Source organism: Candidatus Accumulibacter cognatus (genome assembly GCF_000584975.1).
In the GTDB taxonomy this organism is placed as follows: Bacteria; Pseudomonadota; Gammaproteobacteria; order Burkholderiales; family Rhodocyclaceae; genus Accumulibacter; species Accumulibacter cognatus.
Genome location: NZ_JDST02000112.1, coordinates 1 through 13,814, shown reverse-complemented (window position 1 = coordinate 13,814; position 13,814 = coordinate 1). Strand labels below are relative to the sequence as shown.

Sequence of the window (13,814 nt, the reverse complement as noted above, 5' to 3'; positions counted from 1 at the left end):
CGTCGGGTTGACGTGGATCAAACGCAGGGTTTGGAGAAAAAAGCTCGGTATGTCCAAAGATGCCGCGACAGCGAGGCTGGCCTTTGAAATCGTGAAAACCGCCTGTTCGAACTGCAACCTCCGCGAGCTGTGCCTCCCCATTGGTCTCGCCCCGGAGGAACTGAAGAAGCTCGACGAACTGGTTTCCGCGCGCCGGCGACTGAAACGCGGCGATTATCTCTACCGCGCCGGGCAGGTCTTCGAATCGATCTACGCAGTGCGCAGCGGTTTTTTCAAGACCGACGTGCTGATCGAGGATGGCCGTGACCAGGTCACCGGTTTCCAGATGACCGGCGAGCTGCTCGGCCTCGACGGCATCAGCAGCGAAATTCATACCTGTAACGCCATCGCCCTCGAAGACAGTGAAGTCTGTGCGATTCCCTTCTCGCATCTCGAAGGGCTGTCGAGACAAATCCACACCCTGCAGCATCACTTCCACAAGGTAATGAGCCGCGAGATCGTTCGTGACCACGGGGTGATGATGTTGCTCGGGACGATGCGTGCCGAAGAACGTCTGGCGGCATTTCTCCTCAACCTCTCGCAACGTTTCAAGGCCCGCGGCTATTCGCCTGCCGAATTCAATCTGCGCATGTCACGCGACGAAATCGGCAGCTACCTCGGCCTCAAACTGGAAACCGTCAGTCGAGCCTTTTCGCATTTCCAGGAGGAAAAACTGCTCGCCGTCCATCAAAGAAAAATCCGGATTCTCAATACCGAAGGGTTAAAGAAACTGATGACTCACCAGCGCGGTTGATGTGAAGTTGCGTCAGCAACTCACGAATCCCCCCTCCCCACATGCGGGGGAGGGAAACAAACGGTCATGACTTTCATGATCGGGGGTGCCTGGAAAAGTCATGACCGTTAGGCAGTCGCTTCAAGCCAGTCCTGCAATCAAGCCATAGGGGCTGCGCGTTAAGGCGACGGTGACGATGTAGGCAAATGCAGTGAGTGCAGCAACCAGAAAAGCGGCTCTCTGCGCCTTGCTGCGCGCGCGTTTTAGAGCCATCGTCCCACAGCCGATGTAGATCAGCAGACCGATCAGCTTGGCAGTCAACCAGGCGGCGGCGAAGGGATATTGACTGCTGAGCACGGCCAGGGCGATCGCGCTAGTCAGCAGGACGGTGTCTACTAGGTGAGGCAACACCCGCACGCCTGGTCGCTGCAGCCAGGGGGAGTCCGCCAGCATCCACAGACCACGCAGGAGGAAGCCGGCGCCGCTGATCACGACACAGCCAATGTGCAGGTGCTTGAGAAACAGGTAGCTCATCAGGAGTCCTGCTCGGCAGGTTTAGAGGCCATCCCGGCAGCGATCTTCAAGCAATGCTGCCGGTAGCATGCGAGGGCGCTCAGCAGGTTGCGCAGCAGACTGGCATTGGCAATCAGCAGCATCAGTCCGGCCGGATAAGTGAACCATCCGGGCCATAACGCTGCGGCCAGCAGCAAGGCCAGAGCCAGGAAGTGGGCGTACATCTGCCGGTCGATCTGACGCATGGCAATGACCTTGTTCATGTTCGGTGCCAGCACTCGTCCATCACCCAGATTCTGCAAGTGCAACCAAACCAGAAAAGGAACGATCTTGTAGAGCATGCCGATCATCACCGACAGTCCTCCGCCAAACAATGCCAGTACACCGCAGAGCAGCGGCCACGCTTGATGCTCGGCAAGTAACGGCAGGTGGTTTGCCGCCAGCGACAGCACGCAGCTGGCCAGCGTGCACAGCATCGCCAGGCGCCAGTAATGCTGGGTCGCGTCGAAGCGGGCACGTTTGCTGCGGCTCTGCACCTGCAGCGTCAGCACCGCCAGTGCAGCAACCGTCAGCAGCACTGCATCCGCCAGCAGCGCCGCCAGCCATGTCCAGCCAAGGCCATCCGCAATACTCCACAGGCACAGCATAGTCATCAGCGAGCCGGCAAAACGATTCGCAAACCAGGTCGGATAAGGCGGCGTGATCTGGAACATCGGTACCACCACGAAGGCGATGCTGGCCAGCAGGATGATGCTCCAGCCGACGAAGCCCCAGGCGAAGTGAATCGACGTCAGTTGCAGTAGCGGCACCTCGAACGATCCGGCGAGAGCCATTGCCAGCAGCATTCCGAGGCAAACGGTCATGCCCAGACCCGGCAACGCCAGTTTCAGGCCGCGAATGGTGGGATTGCTCGATGCCACCGCATACAGGGCATGGCCTGCGGCGCCAAGGAAGAGTGCCGTGCCGCTGCCCAGCAACAGCGCCGCCAAGCGGAATGCGAGTGGCTCGGAAGTCAGAAAACCTGTAGCCAGGAGCAATACTCCCGGCGTGATCGCGGCATGCACCAGGGTCGCCAGCAGCAGCGGTTGCGCGATGTTTGCCCCGGCCACTACTGGCAGAATCTGGATCATCGCCCCGAACATCACCTGCAGCATGAATCCAGCGCTGATCAGATGCGTCAGCGCCAGCGCTGCGGGTGTCCAGCGCGAGGCGAACAGCTCTGGCCCGCTCCACAACAGGAGCATGCCGGCGAACAGGGCGAACAGCGGGGCAGTGAGAAAAAAGCGGAACGGGGCGGCAAACGGCGGCGCCTGATCAAACGACAGCAGTGCCTGCATTTATTGTTTATGCTGGATCAGGACTTCTACCGTGCCGTCTGGCCGATATGCCGTCTGCCAGGAGAAGCCATTGATCTCGAGCGCCCGGTAGAGCGGGTAAGGTTCACGGGGAAGCAGCACCAGGAGTTTCTGGGCTGAGCCCAGTTGACCGAGCGCTTCCATGCTGCGTACCATCGGCTCTGGCGGTTCGAGGCCGCGTGCGTCAATGACGATGTCGGCATCGACCCTAGTCATGTCGGGACTTTTCTGGTCCGGCGAGCTGCTTCTGCAGCTCCGGCAGCAAGGCTTCGACCTGATCGGTCAAATGCTGATCACACATCGGATATAGCACGTTCTCTTCCTTGAGGTTATGTTGTTGCATCATGACCAATAGCGTTTCTGCAATGCCAGTATAATCGTCAAAGTCCTGCCCGACCAGAGCCTCGGCGGCGGCGGCGAGCAGTTGTCGCATCTGTGCGTGCTCACCGCGCATCACCTGCGTAGGCCCTCGGTACATGCCGGTGCTCTGTTCGAAGAGCGGAAAGAGGAGCGACTCTTCGGCCTCAAAATGATCCTGCATCGCTTTTTGAAATAGACCGAAATCGGTCCTCGCCAGAGCCCAGTCGCCGCTGGCGACAGCCTGCTCGACCGCGACCATCAGATGGTCACAAGAGCGATGATCGTTGGCCATGAAATTCGTGATCGTGTGCATACAGAACCTCGCTGAACTAACACTATTATTGTCAAGCGGGTGCTTGCCGCCAACCATGACCAATATCAATTAGAATGAATACTCTGAGGAGGAAATGCCATGTTCAAACACATCCTTGTCCCTACCGATGGCTCCCAGCTTTCCCAGGACACTGCCCGACGAGCAATTTCCTTCGCCAAGGAGACCGGGGCGCGCATTACGGTATTCTTCGCCAAACCGGAATACCCGGTCACTTATTATGGAGAAGGAGCGTTGATCGACCCGACGACACCTGAGAAGTTTGCCGAACTTGCCGAGCAACAAGCTGAGCAGACGCTGGATTTCGTCGTCGAACTCGGCGCAACCGAGGGTGTCCAGGTTGCCAAGCGATCGCTGACCAGTGACATTCCCTACCAGGCGATCATCGACGCTGCCACCGAGGCAGGCTGCGACCTGATTTTCATGGCCTCGCATGGTCGTCGTGGCATCACCGCCCTGTTGCTTGGCAGTGAGACCAACAAGGTGCTCACGCACTCGAAAATTCCGGTGCTTGTTTACCGCTGAGTCCGCCAGGTTTGCCTGGAGGAGGATACGGGATGGTCAAGCGCCGTGTCGGCAATGGTGGCCACTGGCGTTGTGGATGGATGGCGATTCGGCAGGTACTCTGCCTGTCTTCCTGCTTGCTCTGTGGGTCTGCACTGGCGGTTGATGTCGGGTTGGCCGGCGTGTTTCCAGGAAAGGCTTTGCTGACCATCAATGGTGGAGCGCCTCGAACCGTGGCAGTCGGCACGAAAACCGACGAAGGCATCAAGGTGCTCTCGGTCGATAATGACACCGCTACCATCGAGACCGACGGAAAGAAGCGTATCCTGCGGGTTGGGCAGAACGTCGCGTCGCAACCCGCAGGTGAGGGAGGGGGCAAGGCAGTCCTGACTGCTGATGGGAGTGGCCATTTCCTGACCACTGGAAACATCAACGGAACGACCGTTCGCTTTCTTGTGGATACCGGCGCCACCATGATCTCGCTCGGTGCCGGCGATGCGCGGCGCATCGGGATTGACGCCAGCAAAGGACAGCGGGGGGTCACCAGTACGGCCAATGGCCCCGCCCTGGTGATTCATATCAAGCTGGATACGGTACGGGTTGGCGAGATTGTCCTGAATAATGTCGATGCCCTGGTGCATCAGCAGGACCTGCCGTTTGCCCTGCTGGGCATGAGTTTCCTGAACCGGATGGAAATGCAGCGCGATGGTCAGACCATGACTCTCAGGAAGCGCTACTAGGAGAAGTCGAATATGCCTCACCGCGACAAACAAGGATCGATGTTGGGCCACGAGCTCGAGCTTTTGATGAGCGAGCGACAGAGGCTGCTGCAGGTCGTCGGTGCAACGGCTGCACTGGTCGCCTCTCTGGACAGCAATGTGCTGCCGCAGGGAGCCATCAAGTCCGCGAATCTGGTTTCGAGCACGCTCAACGCCCTGCCCGAAGAAACCCTGCGCGACGCCCTTGCCGCGGTGCGTGCAGAGATCGAGGAGGAAGAGCGTGTTGTCGGCAGCTGAGTCCTTGCTTGCCCCAGCACTCGAGCCGGCAATGGGCAGCGGTGTTGGGGACCTCGACCGTATACGCGAGGTCCTGCACCGCGAGCCTTCACTGGTGACAGCGGTGCTCGAAGACGGTATTGGTGACGAGGAGTTGCTGCCGGCTGCCGTGCTCTTCCCGATCGTTCGGCGCATCGGTGGGCCAACCGTATTGCTGACACAGCGCACTGCGCATCTGAAGGATCATCCAGGCCAGATCAGTTTCCCAGGCGGGCGGTGCGAGCCAACCGACGCTTCGCCGGCGCATACGGCCTTGCGTGAGGCTGCCGAGGAGATCGGCCTGGCCGCCGCGCATGTCGACATCGCCGGCTACCTGCCTGAATACCTCACCAGTACCGGCTTTCGGGTCACCCCGGTGGTAGCCCTGGTGACCCCACCTTTCGAGTTGCAGCTTGACGCTTTTGAGGTCGCAGAGGCCTTCGAGGTGCCGCTGGCCTTTCTGCTGGATCCCGCCAACCACCAGCAGCATTCGCTTCATTACCGAGGCAGGCTGCGCCACTATACGGCAATGCCGTACGGGGAGTATTTCATCTGGGGAGCGACCGCAGGAATCATCCTGTCCCTCTGGCGAGCCCTCGCCAAGGGGTGATCAATCGAGCACCATCGCGAGTTTCACCAGAAACTGCTTGGCCTTTTTCTGGTCGGGCGCAGCGCGCAGCGCAGCGCGGAGTTTGCCGACCTTCTGCCGGAGGTCAGCGGCGGTTTTTGCCTGTTTGACCTCCGCGATCAGCGCGTCGGCCTGCGAACCCAGCAATTCCTGCAAAGCCCGGACAGTGTAGCTTTTGGCGAGGCTGATGTCTTCCCGGTCGGCTGGTGATGGCCGAACGACCGCTTCGGCCGTTTTATGTACCGGCGCCTGTACCTGCACGAACCCGCCATCCAGCAGGGCGGCCAGTTGCTTCGCACCCTCGGTAGCGGATGCGCCAAAAGCCAGCAACTGGTTTCCGGTACGCTGCCCATCGACCATGATCAACATGGCTCGCATGCGAAAAGGTAGGTGGCTCGCGCGGGTAGAGATCTCCTCGATGCCTTTGGGCGTTTTACTGAAGACTGACGACAGATCCATTTTCGCCATTATACTGACATTCTGCGGGCGCTTGGCACACGCGAAAGTGACGCCAGCGTGAAGTCCGCAGAGGGCAATTTCGGAAGCCTTGCACAGCGAACCTTTGCTATCATTGGCCGGCTGCCGGTGCGGCTCGCTGCTGCGGTGGTGGTTTTTGATGAGGCTTGCCAGTCTGGTAGGCGGTTGATCGATTATCTACAGGAGTTTCTTCATGAGCAGAGAAGTCGTTGTACTAAGCGCGGTTCGTTCAGCCATTGGCACCTTCGGTGGTTCGCTCGCCAACATGGAGCCGCATGAGCTGGCGGGTACCGTGATGAAGGAGTCGATCGCCCGTTCCGGTGTCGACCCGCAGCAAATCACTTACGTGACGGTCGGCAATTGCATTCCGACCGATTCGCGCTTTGCCTATGTGGCCCGCGTTGCTTCGATCCAGGCCGGATTGTCGATGGATTCGGTGGCCATGGCGGTCAACCGTCTGTGTGCATCGGGCTTGCAGGGCATCGTGACGACAGCTCAGAATATCATGCTCGGCGATGCCGACTATGGTATCGGCGGCGGTGTCGAAGTCATGTCACGTGGTTCCTACATGCTGACAGCGATGCGCAGCGGTGCCCGCATGGGCGACACCAAGGCCATCGACATGATGGTCGCCACGCTCAACGACCCGTTCGGAGCGGGGCACATGGGCGTCACTGCGGAGAATCTCGCTACCAAGTGGCAAATTAGCCGTGAAGAGCAGGACGCCTTGTCCGCCGAGTCGCATCGCCGTGCGGCCGCCGCCATCGCCGATGGCCGCTTCAAATCGCAGATCGTTCCGATTGTCCTGAAAACCCGCAAGGGCGATGTCGTGTTCGACACCGACGAACATGTCAAACCGGCGACGACGATCGAAACCCTGGCCAAGATGAAGCCAGCTTTCACCAAGGACGGGACGGTAACCGCCGGCAATGCTTCCGGAATCAATGACGGAGCCGCCTTCATGGTGCTCACCGCTGCCGACGTCGCCGCCCGTGCTGGTCAGAAGCCGATTGCCCGTCTCGTTGCCTACGCCGTTGCCGGTGTGCCGAACGAGATCATGGGCGAAGGTCCGATCCCGGCGACCAAAGCGGTGCTCAAGAAGGCCGGCCTGACGCTCGATCAGATGGACGTCATCGAGTCCAACGAGGCCTTTGCCGCGCAAGCCATCGCGGTCAGCAAGGGGCTCGGTCTCGACCCGGTGAAAACCAACCCGAATGGTGGCGCGATCGCTCTCGGCCACCCGGTCGGTTGCTCGGGCGCTTTCATCGCAACGAAAGCGATCTACGAGTTGCAGCGTGTCGGCGGCAAGTATGCGCTGGTCACCATGTGCATCGGTGGCGGGCAGGGCATCGCGGTGATTTTCGAACGCACCTGATCTTCGCGTTCTGAGTAGGTCGTGTGAGCCCGTAGGGCGCCACCCGACCTACCTGTTGTCTACGTACCTGGACTCAAGGCCGGCCCCATGGCCGGTAACTGCAGCCGGTGCGCGGCTTCTGCAGGTGTCGTGCCATGTGTGACGACGCCAAGCAGCGGCGCCGCCAGCCGTTGCTGCAGTGCCGCCAGGTTCTCGCTGAAACGGGACATCGCCGGATCGATGCGGTTGGCCACCCAGCCGGCCAGCGACAGGCCGCAGGCAGCGATCGCCTGTTGGGTCAGCAGCGCATGGTTGATGCACCCGAGGCGCATGCCGACGACGAGAATCACCGGCAAGCGGAGCATCATCGCCAGATCGGCGGTATCGCAGTCGGCGCCGAGCGGCACACAGAAACCGCCGACTCCCTCGACGAGAACCACGTCGGCGAGGGTCTGCAGCTCGGCAAAAGACGCGGCGATGCACGGCAGTTCGATGCTCCGGCCTTCCTCTGTGGCGGCAATGTGCGGCGCGATCGCAGCACGGAATCCGTAGGGATTGACCAGCGAACGTGCGGGCTGGATCGACGAAGCCGCGAGCAAGCGTTCGACATCCTCGTTACGACCCTGTTCATCGAGGCCGGCGGCGACCGGCTTCATCGCCACTGCGCTCAGCCCGGCCTGGCGGAAGGCGTGCAGTAGCGCGCAGGCGACAAAAGTCTTGCCGATCTCGGTATCAGTGCCGGTGATGAACCAGCCGCGTAGGTCTGTCATTTTCTGGCGTAAGCAAGAATCACGTCGTAACGCGCCGGCAGGCCGGCCGCCGTGCGGTGCGCTTCGTAGGCGATCTGCACCCGCTGCCAGGCAGCACGCCCAAGAAGGCCGCTACGCCCACCTTCGCCCACCGAGTTGGCGCCGATGTCCTTGACCGCGCGCAACAAAGTTTTCAAGTCGGGGTAGTGCAGGCTGATGGTCTCGCGGTGCAGGCGGATTTCGGAGAAGCCGGCTCCCACCAGCGCCGCTTCTATTGTCGCTGGTTCGTTAAAAGTCAAGGTGTGGAGATGGCGGTCGATGCCGCTGAAGGCCTTGCGCAGTTCGTCGAATGTCCCGGGACCGAGCGTGCTCAGCGCCAATTGTCCGCCTGGGCGAAGGACGCGCCGCGCTTCCCGGAAAACCGGGTCAACCGCGCACCACTGCACGGTCAGGTTCGACCACCAGGTCGTATAACAGTCCGCCTGGCAGGGCAGGGCCTCGATGTCGGCAACAAGGCAAAGATCGGCGTCCTGGCGTGCTCGGGCCAGCATCGCCGGCGCGAAGTCTACCGCGGTGATCGTCGCGTCTGGCCAGCGTCCGCGCAACAGGCGGGCGCCGTAGCCAGTACCGCAGCCGGCGTCGAGGATGCTAATTGGTCCCGGACTGGGCATAAAACCTGCCAGCAGCGATTCGCAGACCTGTCGCTGCAGAACCGCAGCATCGTCATAGGAGGCAGCAGCGCGATCGAAGGATGCTCGAACACGTTGCCTAGGAGGCGGTGCGGACATGGCAGAATTCGTCCAGCAGGGCTACGAAGCGATCAGGATCGGCAAGGAAGGGTGCGTGCGCGGCGCCGATGAATACCTCCAGGCGGGCGTTCGGCATCGCTTTCTCCAGGGACTTCGCCGCTGCGAGCGGGTTGAGCAGGTCCTGATCACCGTGGATGAGCAGGCTCGGTGTCGCAATCTTCGGCAACAGCAAACGCAGGTCGAGGTCACGAAGCCAGTCAAGGCCGCAGCGCAGTGTTTCCGGGTCAGGCATCCGGCCGGCGCGCAGACCGGCGCGCAGCGTGCGGCAAAGCGCCCGCGCCTGCTCGTCACCCTGGTTCAGCAGCCCGACAAAACGCTGCAAAGTCTGTTCCGGTTGTTGCCGGATACTCGCCGAGAAGCTGTCGAGCAGTTCCGGTGCCTGTGCATGCTGCCAGCCGTCGCGCTGGATGAAACTGGCGGTGGCGCCGACCAGGACCAAGGCGGCGACGCGTTGCGGTGCGAGCAGGGCGGCGCGCATGGCCAGCATGGCACCGAGTGACCAGCCACAGAGGATCACCGAATCGGGAAGCGCATCGATCAGGTTTCGTGCAGTCTCCGTGAAATCCGTATCGCTGGCCGGTGAAGGGCCGTAGCCGGGGAGATCGACGAGGTGCACCCGGCAGGATCGCGACAAAGGTGCGAGCAGCGGCTGCCAGACGGCGCTGCCGAGTCCCCAGCCGTGCACCAGCGCGAGCTCGGGATCCTGGCCGATGAGCACGGTCATGCCAGCGCTCGCAAGGCGTCGACCAGCCGGGCCAGGTCGGCTTCGCGGTGGGCTGCGGTCAGCGACACGCGCAGACGCGCGCTTCCCCTGGGCACCGTCGGCGGTCGGATCGCCGGTACCCAGAGGCCACGCTCGAAAAGCGCGCTGGCGACCCCCAGGACCTCATGGTTGTCGCCGATGATCACCGGCTGGATCGCCGTCGATGAAGGCAGTAGCTGCCAGCGTGTGTCGGCGAGCCCAGCGCGCAACTGCGCGACGAGTTGCCTCAAATGCTGACGACGAGCATCGCCGGCAGCGATCAGGTCGAGGCTGGTGGCCAGCGCGCAGGCGATGATCGGGCTGGCGGCGGTAGTGAAGATGTAGCTTCGTGCACGCTGCTCCAGCCATTCGATCACTGTCGCGTCACCCGCAACGAAAGCGCCGGCAGCTCCCGCCGCCTTGCCGAGGGTGCCCATATAGACGAGGCGCCTGGCCGCAGGAAGGTTGAAATGGTCAAGGCTGCCGCGCCCTTGCCGACCGAGAACCCCGAAACCATGCGCATCGTCGACCACCAGCCAGGCATCGAAGCGCTCGGCGAGCGCCAGCAGGCCGGGCAAGGGGGCAAGATCGCCGTCCATGCTGAACACCGCGTCGCTGAGGATCAGCTTGCGTCTGGCCGGACTCGTGGCGAGCAGACGTTCGAGTGCCGCCAGATCGCCGTGCGGGTAGCGCTGGCTGTCGGCGCGCGCGAGCTGCACGGCGTCGATCAGGGAGGCGTGGTTGAGCCGGTCGGCGAACACTGCGTCGTGACGCCCGACCAGCGCCGGAACGATCCCCAGGTTGGCCAGGTAGCCGGTCGAAAAGAGTAGGGCGCGTGCAAAACCGGTGAACGCGGCGAGCTTCTCCTCCAGCACGGCATGTGCCCCCAGATGGCCGCTAACCAGATGCGAAGCGCCGCTGCCGACTCCCCAGGCCCTGGCACCGGCGCAGGCGGCTTCGACCAGCGCCGGGTCATTGGCCAGGCCAAGGTAATCGTTGCTGCAGAAGCTGAGCAGTGAGCGACCTTCAAGCCGGGCAACCGGTCCGCAAGGGCATTCGAGAGTCCGGCGCTGGCGTTTGAGTCCGTCACGCTGCAGGGTATCGAGTTCGCTTTGCAGTTCTTCCCAGATCATCTGCCGAGCGCTGCCTCGAGTGCAGCGCGGGCGCGATCCACGAGGAACGCGCATTGATCGCGGCTGATCACGTAGGGCGGCATGAAATAGACGGTATTGCCGATTGGTCGCAGCAGGATTTCGTTGACCAGAGCCTGCCGGTAGAAGCGTTGTGAGAACTCCGGATCGTCGGTGTACACGTCGAACGCAGCGATCATGCCACGCTGGCGGAGGTGGCGCACCTGCGGGTGCCCAGCCAGCGCGGCCAGGCATTGGCCGAGATGCTCGGCGAGGCTGCGATTGGCGTCGATCACCTGTTCATCAGCGAAAAGGTCGAGGGTTGCCAGGGCCGCCCGGCAGGCCAGCGCGTTGCCGGTATAAGAGTGCGAGTGGAGAAAACCGCGGCTGGTTCGTTCGTCATAAAAATCGGAGTAGACCGCATCGCTGGTCATCACGATCGACAGCGGCAGGTAGCCGCCGGAGATGCCTTTCGACAGGCAGAGGAAGTCCGGCTGGATCGCCGCCTGCTGATGGGCAAAAAAGGTGCCGGTACGCCCACAACCGACGGCGATCTCGTCACAGATCAGATGCACCTGGTAGCGGTCGCAGAGGCCACGCGCCAGGCGCAGATATTCCGGATCGTACATCGCCATGCCACTGGCACATTGGATCAACGGTTCGACGATCAGCGCGGCGATGCGCGGATGGTGTCGTTCGAGATGGTTCTCAAGTGCGGCAGCCGCACGGCGGGCGACATCGACCGGGGTTTCCCCCGCCTCGGCGAGGCGTGCATCGGGCGTCGGCACAATGCCAGCCGGGCGGATCAGCGGCGCATAGGCGTCCTTGAATAAGGCGACGTCGGTGACTGCAAGCGCACCGATGGTCTCGCCATGATAGCTGCCGGCCAGGCACAGGAATTCCTGCTTGTCCTGGAAACCGCGGTTCTGCCAGGAGTGGAAAGACATCTTGAGCGCGATTTCGGTGGCCGAAGCACCGTCGGAAGCATAGAAACAATGGCCGAGCATGCCGCCGGCCAGTGCCGACAGCCGCTCCGAGAGCTCGACCACCGGCCGGTGCGTGCAACCGGCAAGGATGACATGTTCAAGTTCATCGAGCTGCTCGCGCAGCGCCGCATTGATGCGCGGATGGCAATGGCCGAAGAGGTTGACCCACCACGAGCTGATGCCGTCGAGGTAGCGCCGGCCGTCGAAGTCATACAGCCAGACCCCCTTGCCGCAGGCAATGGGAACCAGCGGCAGGGCCTCGGAAGCATGCTGCTTCATCTGGGTGCATGGATGCCAGACGGCATCGAGGCTGCGTTGCAGCAGGTCGCGATTGCTCATCATCGGTTCAATGCAGGGTCTGCGATGGCACGTTGTTCTGCTCCGGCATTTCGGCGTGTACGGTATCGCCGTCGATATTCGGATAGAGCGGCGCACCACAATCGTCACAGAACTCGTAGGGAAACTGTTGGTCAAGCGTGACCACATCCTTGAGGCCAGATTTGCGCAAAGCGGTTTCGATCTCGCCGGCGACATCGGTGTTTTCATCTTCGATGCCCAGCAATGGCCAGACGACACCATGAAAAACCAGGTCACCGTCTTTCGGGCCAAAACCGATTCGGTACTCCTCCAGCCGCTTGTCATGGAAACCGCCGATGACTGCACGCAGGCTCTCGATGGGCTGCCCGAGAGTGGCCTGCAGAAACGCCACCGAAGCCTTCAGCGAATACGGACGCGAAGCGCTGTCGGCCGCCCTGCAGGCGGCATGGTAGGCGTCAGCTAGCAGGGGCTCATAGGAACAGCCGGTGAGCAGGGCCTCGAAGCACGGTCCGCCCTGTTTGACCCATTCCTTGAGGGCACTCTCGCGGGTGCTCTTGTCGGCTTCGTTCCAGCGAAAGAGGGGCTGTCCACGGCGAACCGCCAGCGCACCGACGAGGTAACGGGTATCGGAAAGGAAGCGATTGGTTTCAGGCATGCCCGATGCGTCGATACCGAGGTCGCTGCCGGCCATCGCTGCGGTCCCCAGTCGTTGCATCAGTTGCCAGGTATCGGTGAAGCTGTGCGGCAGTTGATCCGGGCTATACAGATAATCGGCGAGCGCCAGCCGGGCACCCGCAGCAAAGACATGCGCGCCGAGGTGCACCTTCAGCGTCTGCAGAATGCTTCTCGGAATCATCACGGTGGGAATCGAAAAGCGCGACCAGGCCAGCAGCGGTACCGTGAAGAGCAGGATGTCGAACTCCTGCTCGAGGTGCGACAGCACGCATGACTCGGCGTGCGCCTCGATGGTGTCTGCAAGATCGTCATGCGCCATGGCATGTGCGTCGAACAGACGGTCCAGCGAGCCGGTGAAGTCGTCCTCGGCACCGTCATGAAACAGTTTGTCGACGAGTTTGCCGAGACGGTTTTGCCAGAACATGTCCTCCAGCTTGCTGCCGGATTCGGCAAGACCGATGGCCAGACGGCTCAACTCGGTGGCGTCAGCCGAAATACGCTTGCGGGAGGTAAAGCGGTTGCGTTTCATGGTCGGGAGCCTGCAGGACGGTCAATTCATCATTGTACCAAGCTGGCGGGCCTAGCGTTGGTGCGCATACATCTTCGTCAGTGTATCTCTGCAACTTGGGTGCAATCGAAAGTCACGGGAGCGTTGTGACTCGAAGGGGGCAGTGGGATGAGGCGGCAGGCACGAAACGTGTATAGTCGGATAGGGTGACCTTATCGGAGAGATGCCATGGATCTGGAAAGGAAGATTGCGGTGGGCAAGCGAGAAACGGTTGCGGAGCGGTTAGAACGTCATCCGGCCTTAAAAGCTCGGATGGAAAGGATGCTGGATGTTGTCGAAATCGCCTCAGGGGACGTGCGACGAGCAGACGAAGCCGAGCGCCGAGCGATTGAAGAACTCCGCCCAATGGGGCTTGAGGTCATGCAGGACTGGGGCCGGAAGACTGCAAATGAGGCTGCAGTCGAGCTGGAAGCAAGGAGTGGGGTTGTTCGCGAGGTAAAAAACTGCACTGGACTGGTACGTTTGGTGACGTGACGGTGGAAGAGCAGACCTATACTGAAATAGGTAAC

The 13,814-nt window shown here is 61.5% G+C and carries 18 protein-coding genes; 7 read left to right on the top strand and 11 right to left on the bottom strand.

The genetic code is table 11. From position 1 onward, the window contains the following. Positions 1–49 precede the first annotated feature (49 nt). Entirely contained in the window at positions 50–793 is a 744-nt protein-coding gene (fnr, locus tag AW06_RS18210) for a fumarate/nitrate reduction transcriptional regulator Fnr (protein WP_034953156.1), read from the top strand. Between the two features lie 120 nt (positions 794–913). On the opposite strand, the gene AW06_RS18205 is transcribed toward fnr, so the two are convergent. From AW06_RS18205 to AW06_RS18190, 4 genes are read right to left on the bottom strand one after another with little or no spacing between them, the layout of a single operon-like run. Beyond that, entirely contained in the window at positions 914–1,306 is a 393-nt protein-coding gene (locus AW06_RS18205; protein WP_034953153.1) for a SirB2 family protein, read from the bottom strand. Further along, positions 1,306–2,622, bottom strand: coding sequence for a hypothetical protein (locus AW06_RS18200; RefSeq protein WP_034953151.1), 1,317 nt, complete (start codon positions 2,620–2,622; stop codon positions 1,306–1,308). Before AW06_RS18200 ends, AW06_RS18205 begins: the two co-directional genes overlap by 1 nt. Next, complete coding sequence (locus tag AW06_RS18195; protein WP_034953148.1) at positions 2,623–2,856, bottom strand: DUF2249 domain-containing protein; 234 nt, start codon at positions 2,854–2,856, stop codon at positions 2,623–2,625. It lies immediately after the preceding gene. Continuing rightward, the gene (locus AW06_RS18190) at positions 2,849–3,370 is read right to left on the bottom strand and encodes a hemerythrin domain-containing protein (protein WP_246148357.1); all 522 of its coding nucleotides are present in this window, start codon (positions 3,368–3,370) and stop codon (positions 2,849–2,851) included. The genes AW06_RS18195 and AW06_RS18190 overlap by 8 nt, the downstream gene beginning before the upstream one ends. A gap of 42 nt (positions 3,371–3,412) precedes the next feature. On the opposite strand from AW06_RS18190, the gene AW06_RS18185 reads away from it, so the two are divergent. From AW06_RS18185 to AW06_RS18170, 4 genes are all read left to right on the top strand, one after another. Next, positions 3,413–3,856 (top strand): universal stress protein, encoded by a 444-nt coding sequence (locus AW06_RS18185; RefSeq protein WP_034953143.1) that lies wholly within the window; start codon positions 3,413–3,415, stop codon positions 3,854–3,856. 32 nt (positions 3,857–3,888) lie between these two features. Continuing rightward, complete coding sequence (locus AW06_RS18180) at positions 3,889–4,575, top strand: TIGR02281 family clan AA aspartic protease (protein WP_246148361.1); 687 nt, start codon at positions 3,889–3,891, stop codon at positions 4,573–4,575. Positions 4,576–4,641: 66 nt separating this feature from the next. Beyond that, on the top strand, positions 4,642–4,851 hold the full coding sequence (locus AW06_RS18175) for a hypothetical protein (protein ID WP_324577301.1): 210 nt from the start codon (positions 4,642–4,644) through the stop codon (positions 4,849–4,851). Between the two features lie 31 nt (positions 4,852–4,882). Further along, entirely contained in the window at positions 4,883–5,479 is a 597-nt protein-coding gene (locus AW06_RS18170) for a CoA pyrophosphatase (RefSeq protein WP_138677487.1), read from the top strand. On the opposite strand, the gene AW06_RS18165 is transcribed toward AW06_RS18170, so the two are convergent. Continuing rightward, the gene (locus AW06_RS18165; protein WP_138677471.1) at positions 5,480–5,866 is read right to left on the bottom strand and encodes a hypothetical protein; all 387 of its coding nucleotides are present in this window, start codon (positions 5,864–5,866) and stop codon (positions 5,480–5,482) included. 301 nt (positions 5,867–6,167) lie between these two features. Here AW06_RS18165 and AW06_RS18160 point away from each other — a divergent pair, with 301 nt between their 5' ends. After that, positions 6,168–7,349, top strand: coding sequence for an acetyl-CoA C-acyltransferase family protein (locus AW06_RS18160; protein ID WP_034953135.1), 1,182 nt, complete (start codon positions 6,168–6,170; stop codon positions 7,347–7,349). A 59-nt stretch (positions 7,350–7,408) separates the two neighbouring features. On the opposite strand, the gene bioD is transcribed toward AW06_RS18160, so the two are convergent. The 6 genes from bioD to AW06_RS18130 are packed head-to-tail and all read right to left on the bottom strand — an operon-like array spanning position 7,409 to position 13,266. Next, positions 7,409–8,098, bottom strand: a complete 690-nt coding sequence (gene bioD / locus AW06_RS18155) for a dethiobiotin synthase (protein ID WP_034953132.1) — start codon at positions 8,096–8,098, stop codon at positions 7,409–7,411. Then, entirely contained in the window at positions 8,095–8,865 is a 771-nt protein-coding gene (bioC, locus tag AW06_RS18150) for a malonyl-ACP O-methyltransferase BioC (protein WP_034953129.1), read from the bottom strand. The genes bioD and bioC overlap by 4 nt, the downstream gene beginning before the upstream one ends. Next, on the bottom strand, positions 8,846–9,610 hold the full coding sequence (locus tag AW06_RS18145) for an alpha/beta fold hydrolase (RefSeq protein ID WP_034953127.1): 765 nt from the start codon (positions 9,608–9,610) through the stop codon (positions 8,846–8,848). Before AW06_RS18145 ends, bioC begins: the two co-directional genes overlap by 20 nt. After that, positions 9,607–10,761: an 8-amino-7-oxononanoate synthase gene (gene bioF, locus AW06_RS18140; RefSeq protein ID WP_034953124.1), complete on the bottom strand. Its 1,155-nt coding sequence runs from the start codon at positions 10,759–10,761 to the stop codon at positions 9,607–9,609. Before bioF ends, AW06_RS18145 begins: the two co-directional genes overlap by 4 nt. Then, the gene (bioA, locus tag AW06_RS18135) at positions 10,758–12,083 is read right to left on the bottom strand and encodes an adenosylmethionine--8-amino-7-oxononanoate transaminase (protein ID WP_034953122.1); all 1,326 of its coding nucleotides are present in this window, start codon (positions 12,081–12,083) and stop codon (positions 10,758–10,760) included. Before bioA ends, bioF begins: the two co-directional genes overlap by 4 nt. A gap of 7 nt (positions 12,084–12,090) precedes the next feature. Continuing rightward, complete coding sequence (locus AW06_RS18130; RefSeq protein ID WP_034953120.1) at positions 12,091–13,266, bottom strand: DUF2863 family protein; 1,176 nt, start codon at positions 13,264–13,266, stop codon at positions 12,091–12,093. Between the two features lie 207 nt (positions 13,267–13,473). Here AW06_RS18130 and AW06_RS18125 point away from each other — a divergent pair, with 207 nt between their 5' ends. Beyond that, positions 13,474–13,779: a hypothetical protein gene (locus AW06_RS18125; RefSeq protein ID WP_034953117.1), complete on the top strand. Its 306-nt coding sequence runs from the start codon at positions 13,474–13,476 to the stop codon at positions 13,777–13,779. Positions 13,780–13,814: the final 35 nt, after the last annotated feature.

Coding starts and splice junctions, on each gene's coding strand:
- AW06_RS18125 (WP_034953117.1), top strand. CDS start 13,474: ATGGATCTGGAAAGGAAGATTGCGGTGGGCAAGCGAGAAACGGTTGCG.
- AW06_RS18200 (WP_034953151.1), bottom strand. CDS start 2,622: ATGCAGGCACTGCTGTCGTTTGATCAGGCGCCGCCGTTTGCCGCCCCG.
- fnr (WP_034953156.1), top strand. CDS start 50: ATGTCCAAAGATGCCGCGACAGCGAGGCTGGCCTTTGAAATCGTGAAA.
- AW06_RS18170 (WP_138677487.1), top strand. CDS start 4,883: ATGGGCAGCGGTGTTGGGGACCTCGACCGTATACGCGAGGTCCTGCAC.
- AW06_RS18185 (WP_034953143.1), top strand. CDS start 3,413: ATGTTCAAACACATCCTTGTCCCTACCGATGGCTCCCAGCTTTCCCAG.
- bioF (WP_034953124.1), bottom strand. CDS start 10,761: ATGATCTGGGAAGAACTGCAAAGCGAACTCGATACCCTGCAGCGTGAC.
- AW06_RS18180 (WP_246148361.1), top strand. CDS start 3,889: ATGGTCAAGCGCCGTGTCGGCAATGGTGGCCACTGGCGTTGTGGATGG.
- AW06_RS18145 (WP_034953127.1), bottom strand. CDS start 9,610: ATGACCGTGCTCATCGGCCAGGATCCCGAGCTCGCGCTGGTGCACGGC.
- bioA (WP_034953122.1), bottom strand. CDS start 12,083: ATGAGCAATCGCGACCTGCTGCAACGCAGCCTCGATGCCGTCTGGCAT.
- AW06_RS18165 (WP_138677471.1), bottom strand. CDS start 5,866: ATGTTGATCATGGTCGATGGGCAGCGTACCGGAAACCAGTTGCTGGCT.
- AW06_RS18130 (WP_034953120.1), bottom strand. CDS start 13,266: ATGAAACGCAACCGCTTTACCTCCCGCAAGCGTATTTCGGCTGACGCC.
- bioC (WP_034953129.1), bottom strand. CDS start 8,865: ATGTCCGCACCGCCTCCTAGGCAACGTGTTCGAGCATCCTTCGATCGC.
- AW06_RS18160 (WP_034953135.1), top strand. CDS start 6,168: ATGAGCAGAGAAGTCGTTGTACTAAGCGCGGTTCGTTCAGCCATTGGC.
- bioD (WP_034953132.1), bottom strand. CDS start 8,098: ATGACAGACCTACGCGGCTGGTTCATCACCGGCACTGATACCGAGATC.
- AW06_RS18190 (WP_246148357.1), bottom strand. CDS start 3,370: ATGGTTGGCGGCAAGCACCCGCTTGACAATAATAGTGTTAGTTCAGCG.
- AW06_RS18175 (WP_324577301.1), top strand. CDS start 4,642: ATGAGCGAGCGACAGAGGCTGCTGCAGGTCGTCGGTGCAACGGCTGCA.
- AW06_RS18205 (WP_034953153.1), bottom strand. CDS start 1,306: ATGAGCTACCTGTTTCTCAAGCACCTGCACATTGGCTGTGTCGTGATC.
- AW06_RS18195 (WP_034953148.1), bottom strand. CDS start 2,856: ATGACTAGGGTCGATGCCGACATCGTCATTGACGCACGCGGCCTCGAA.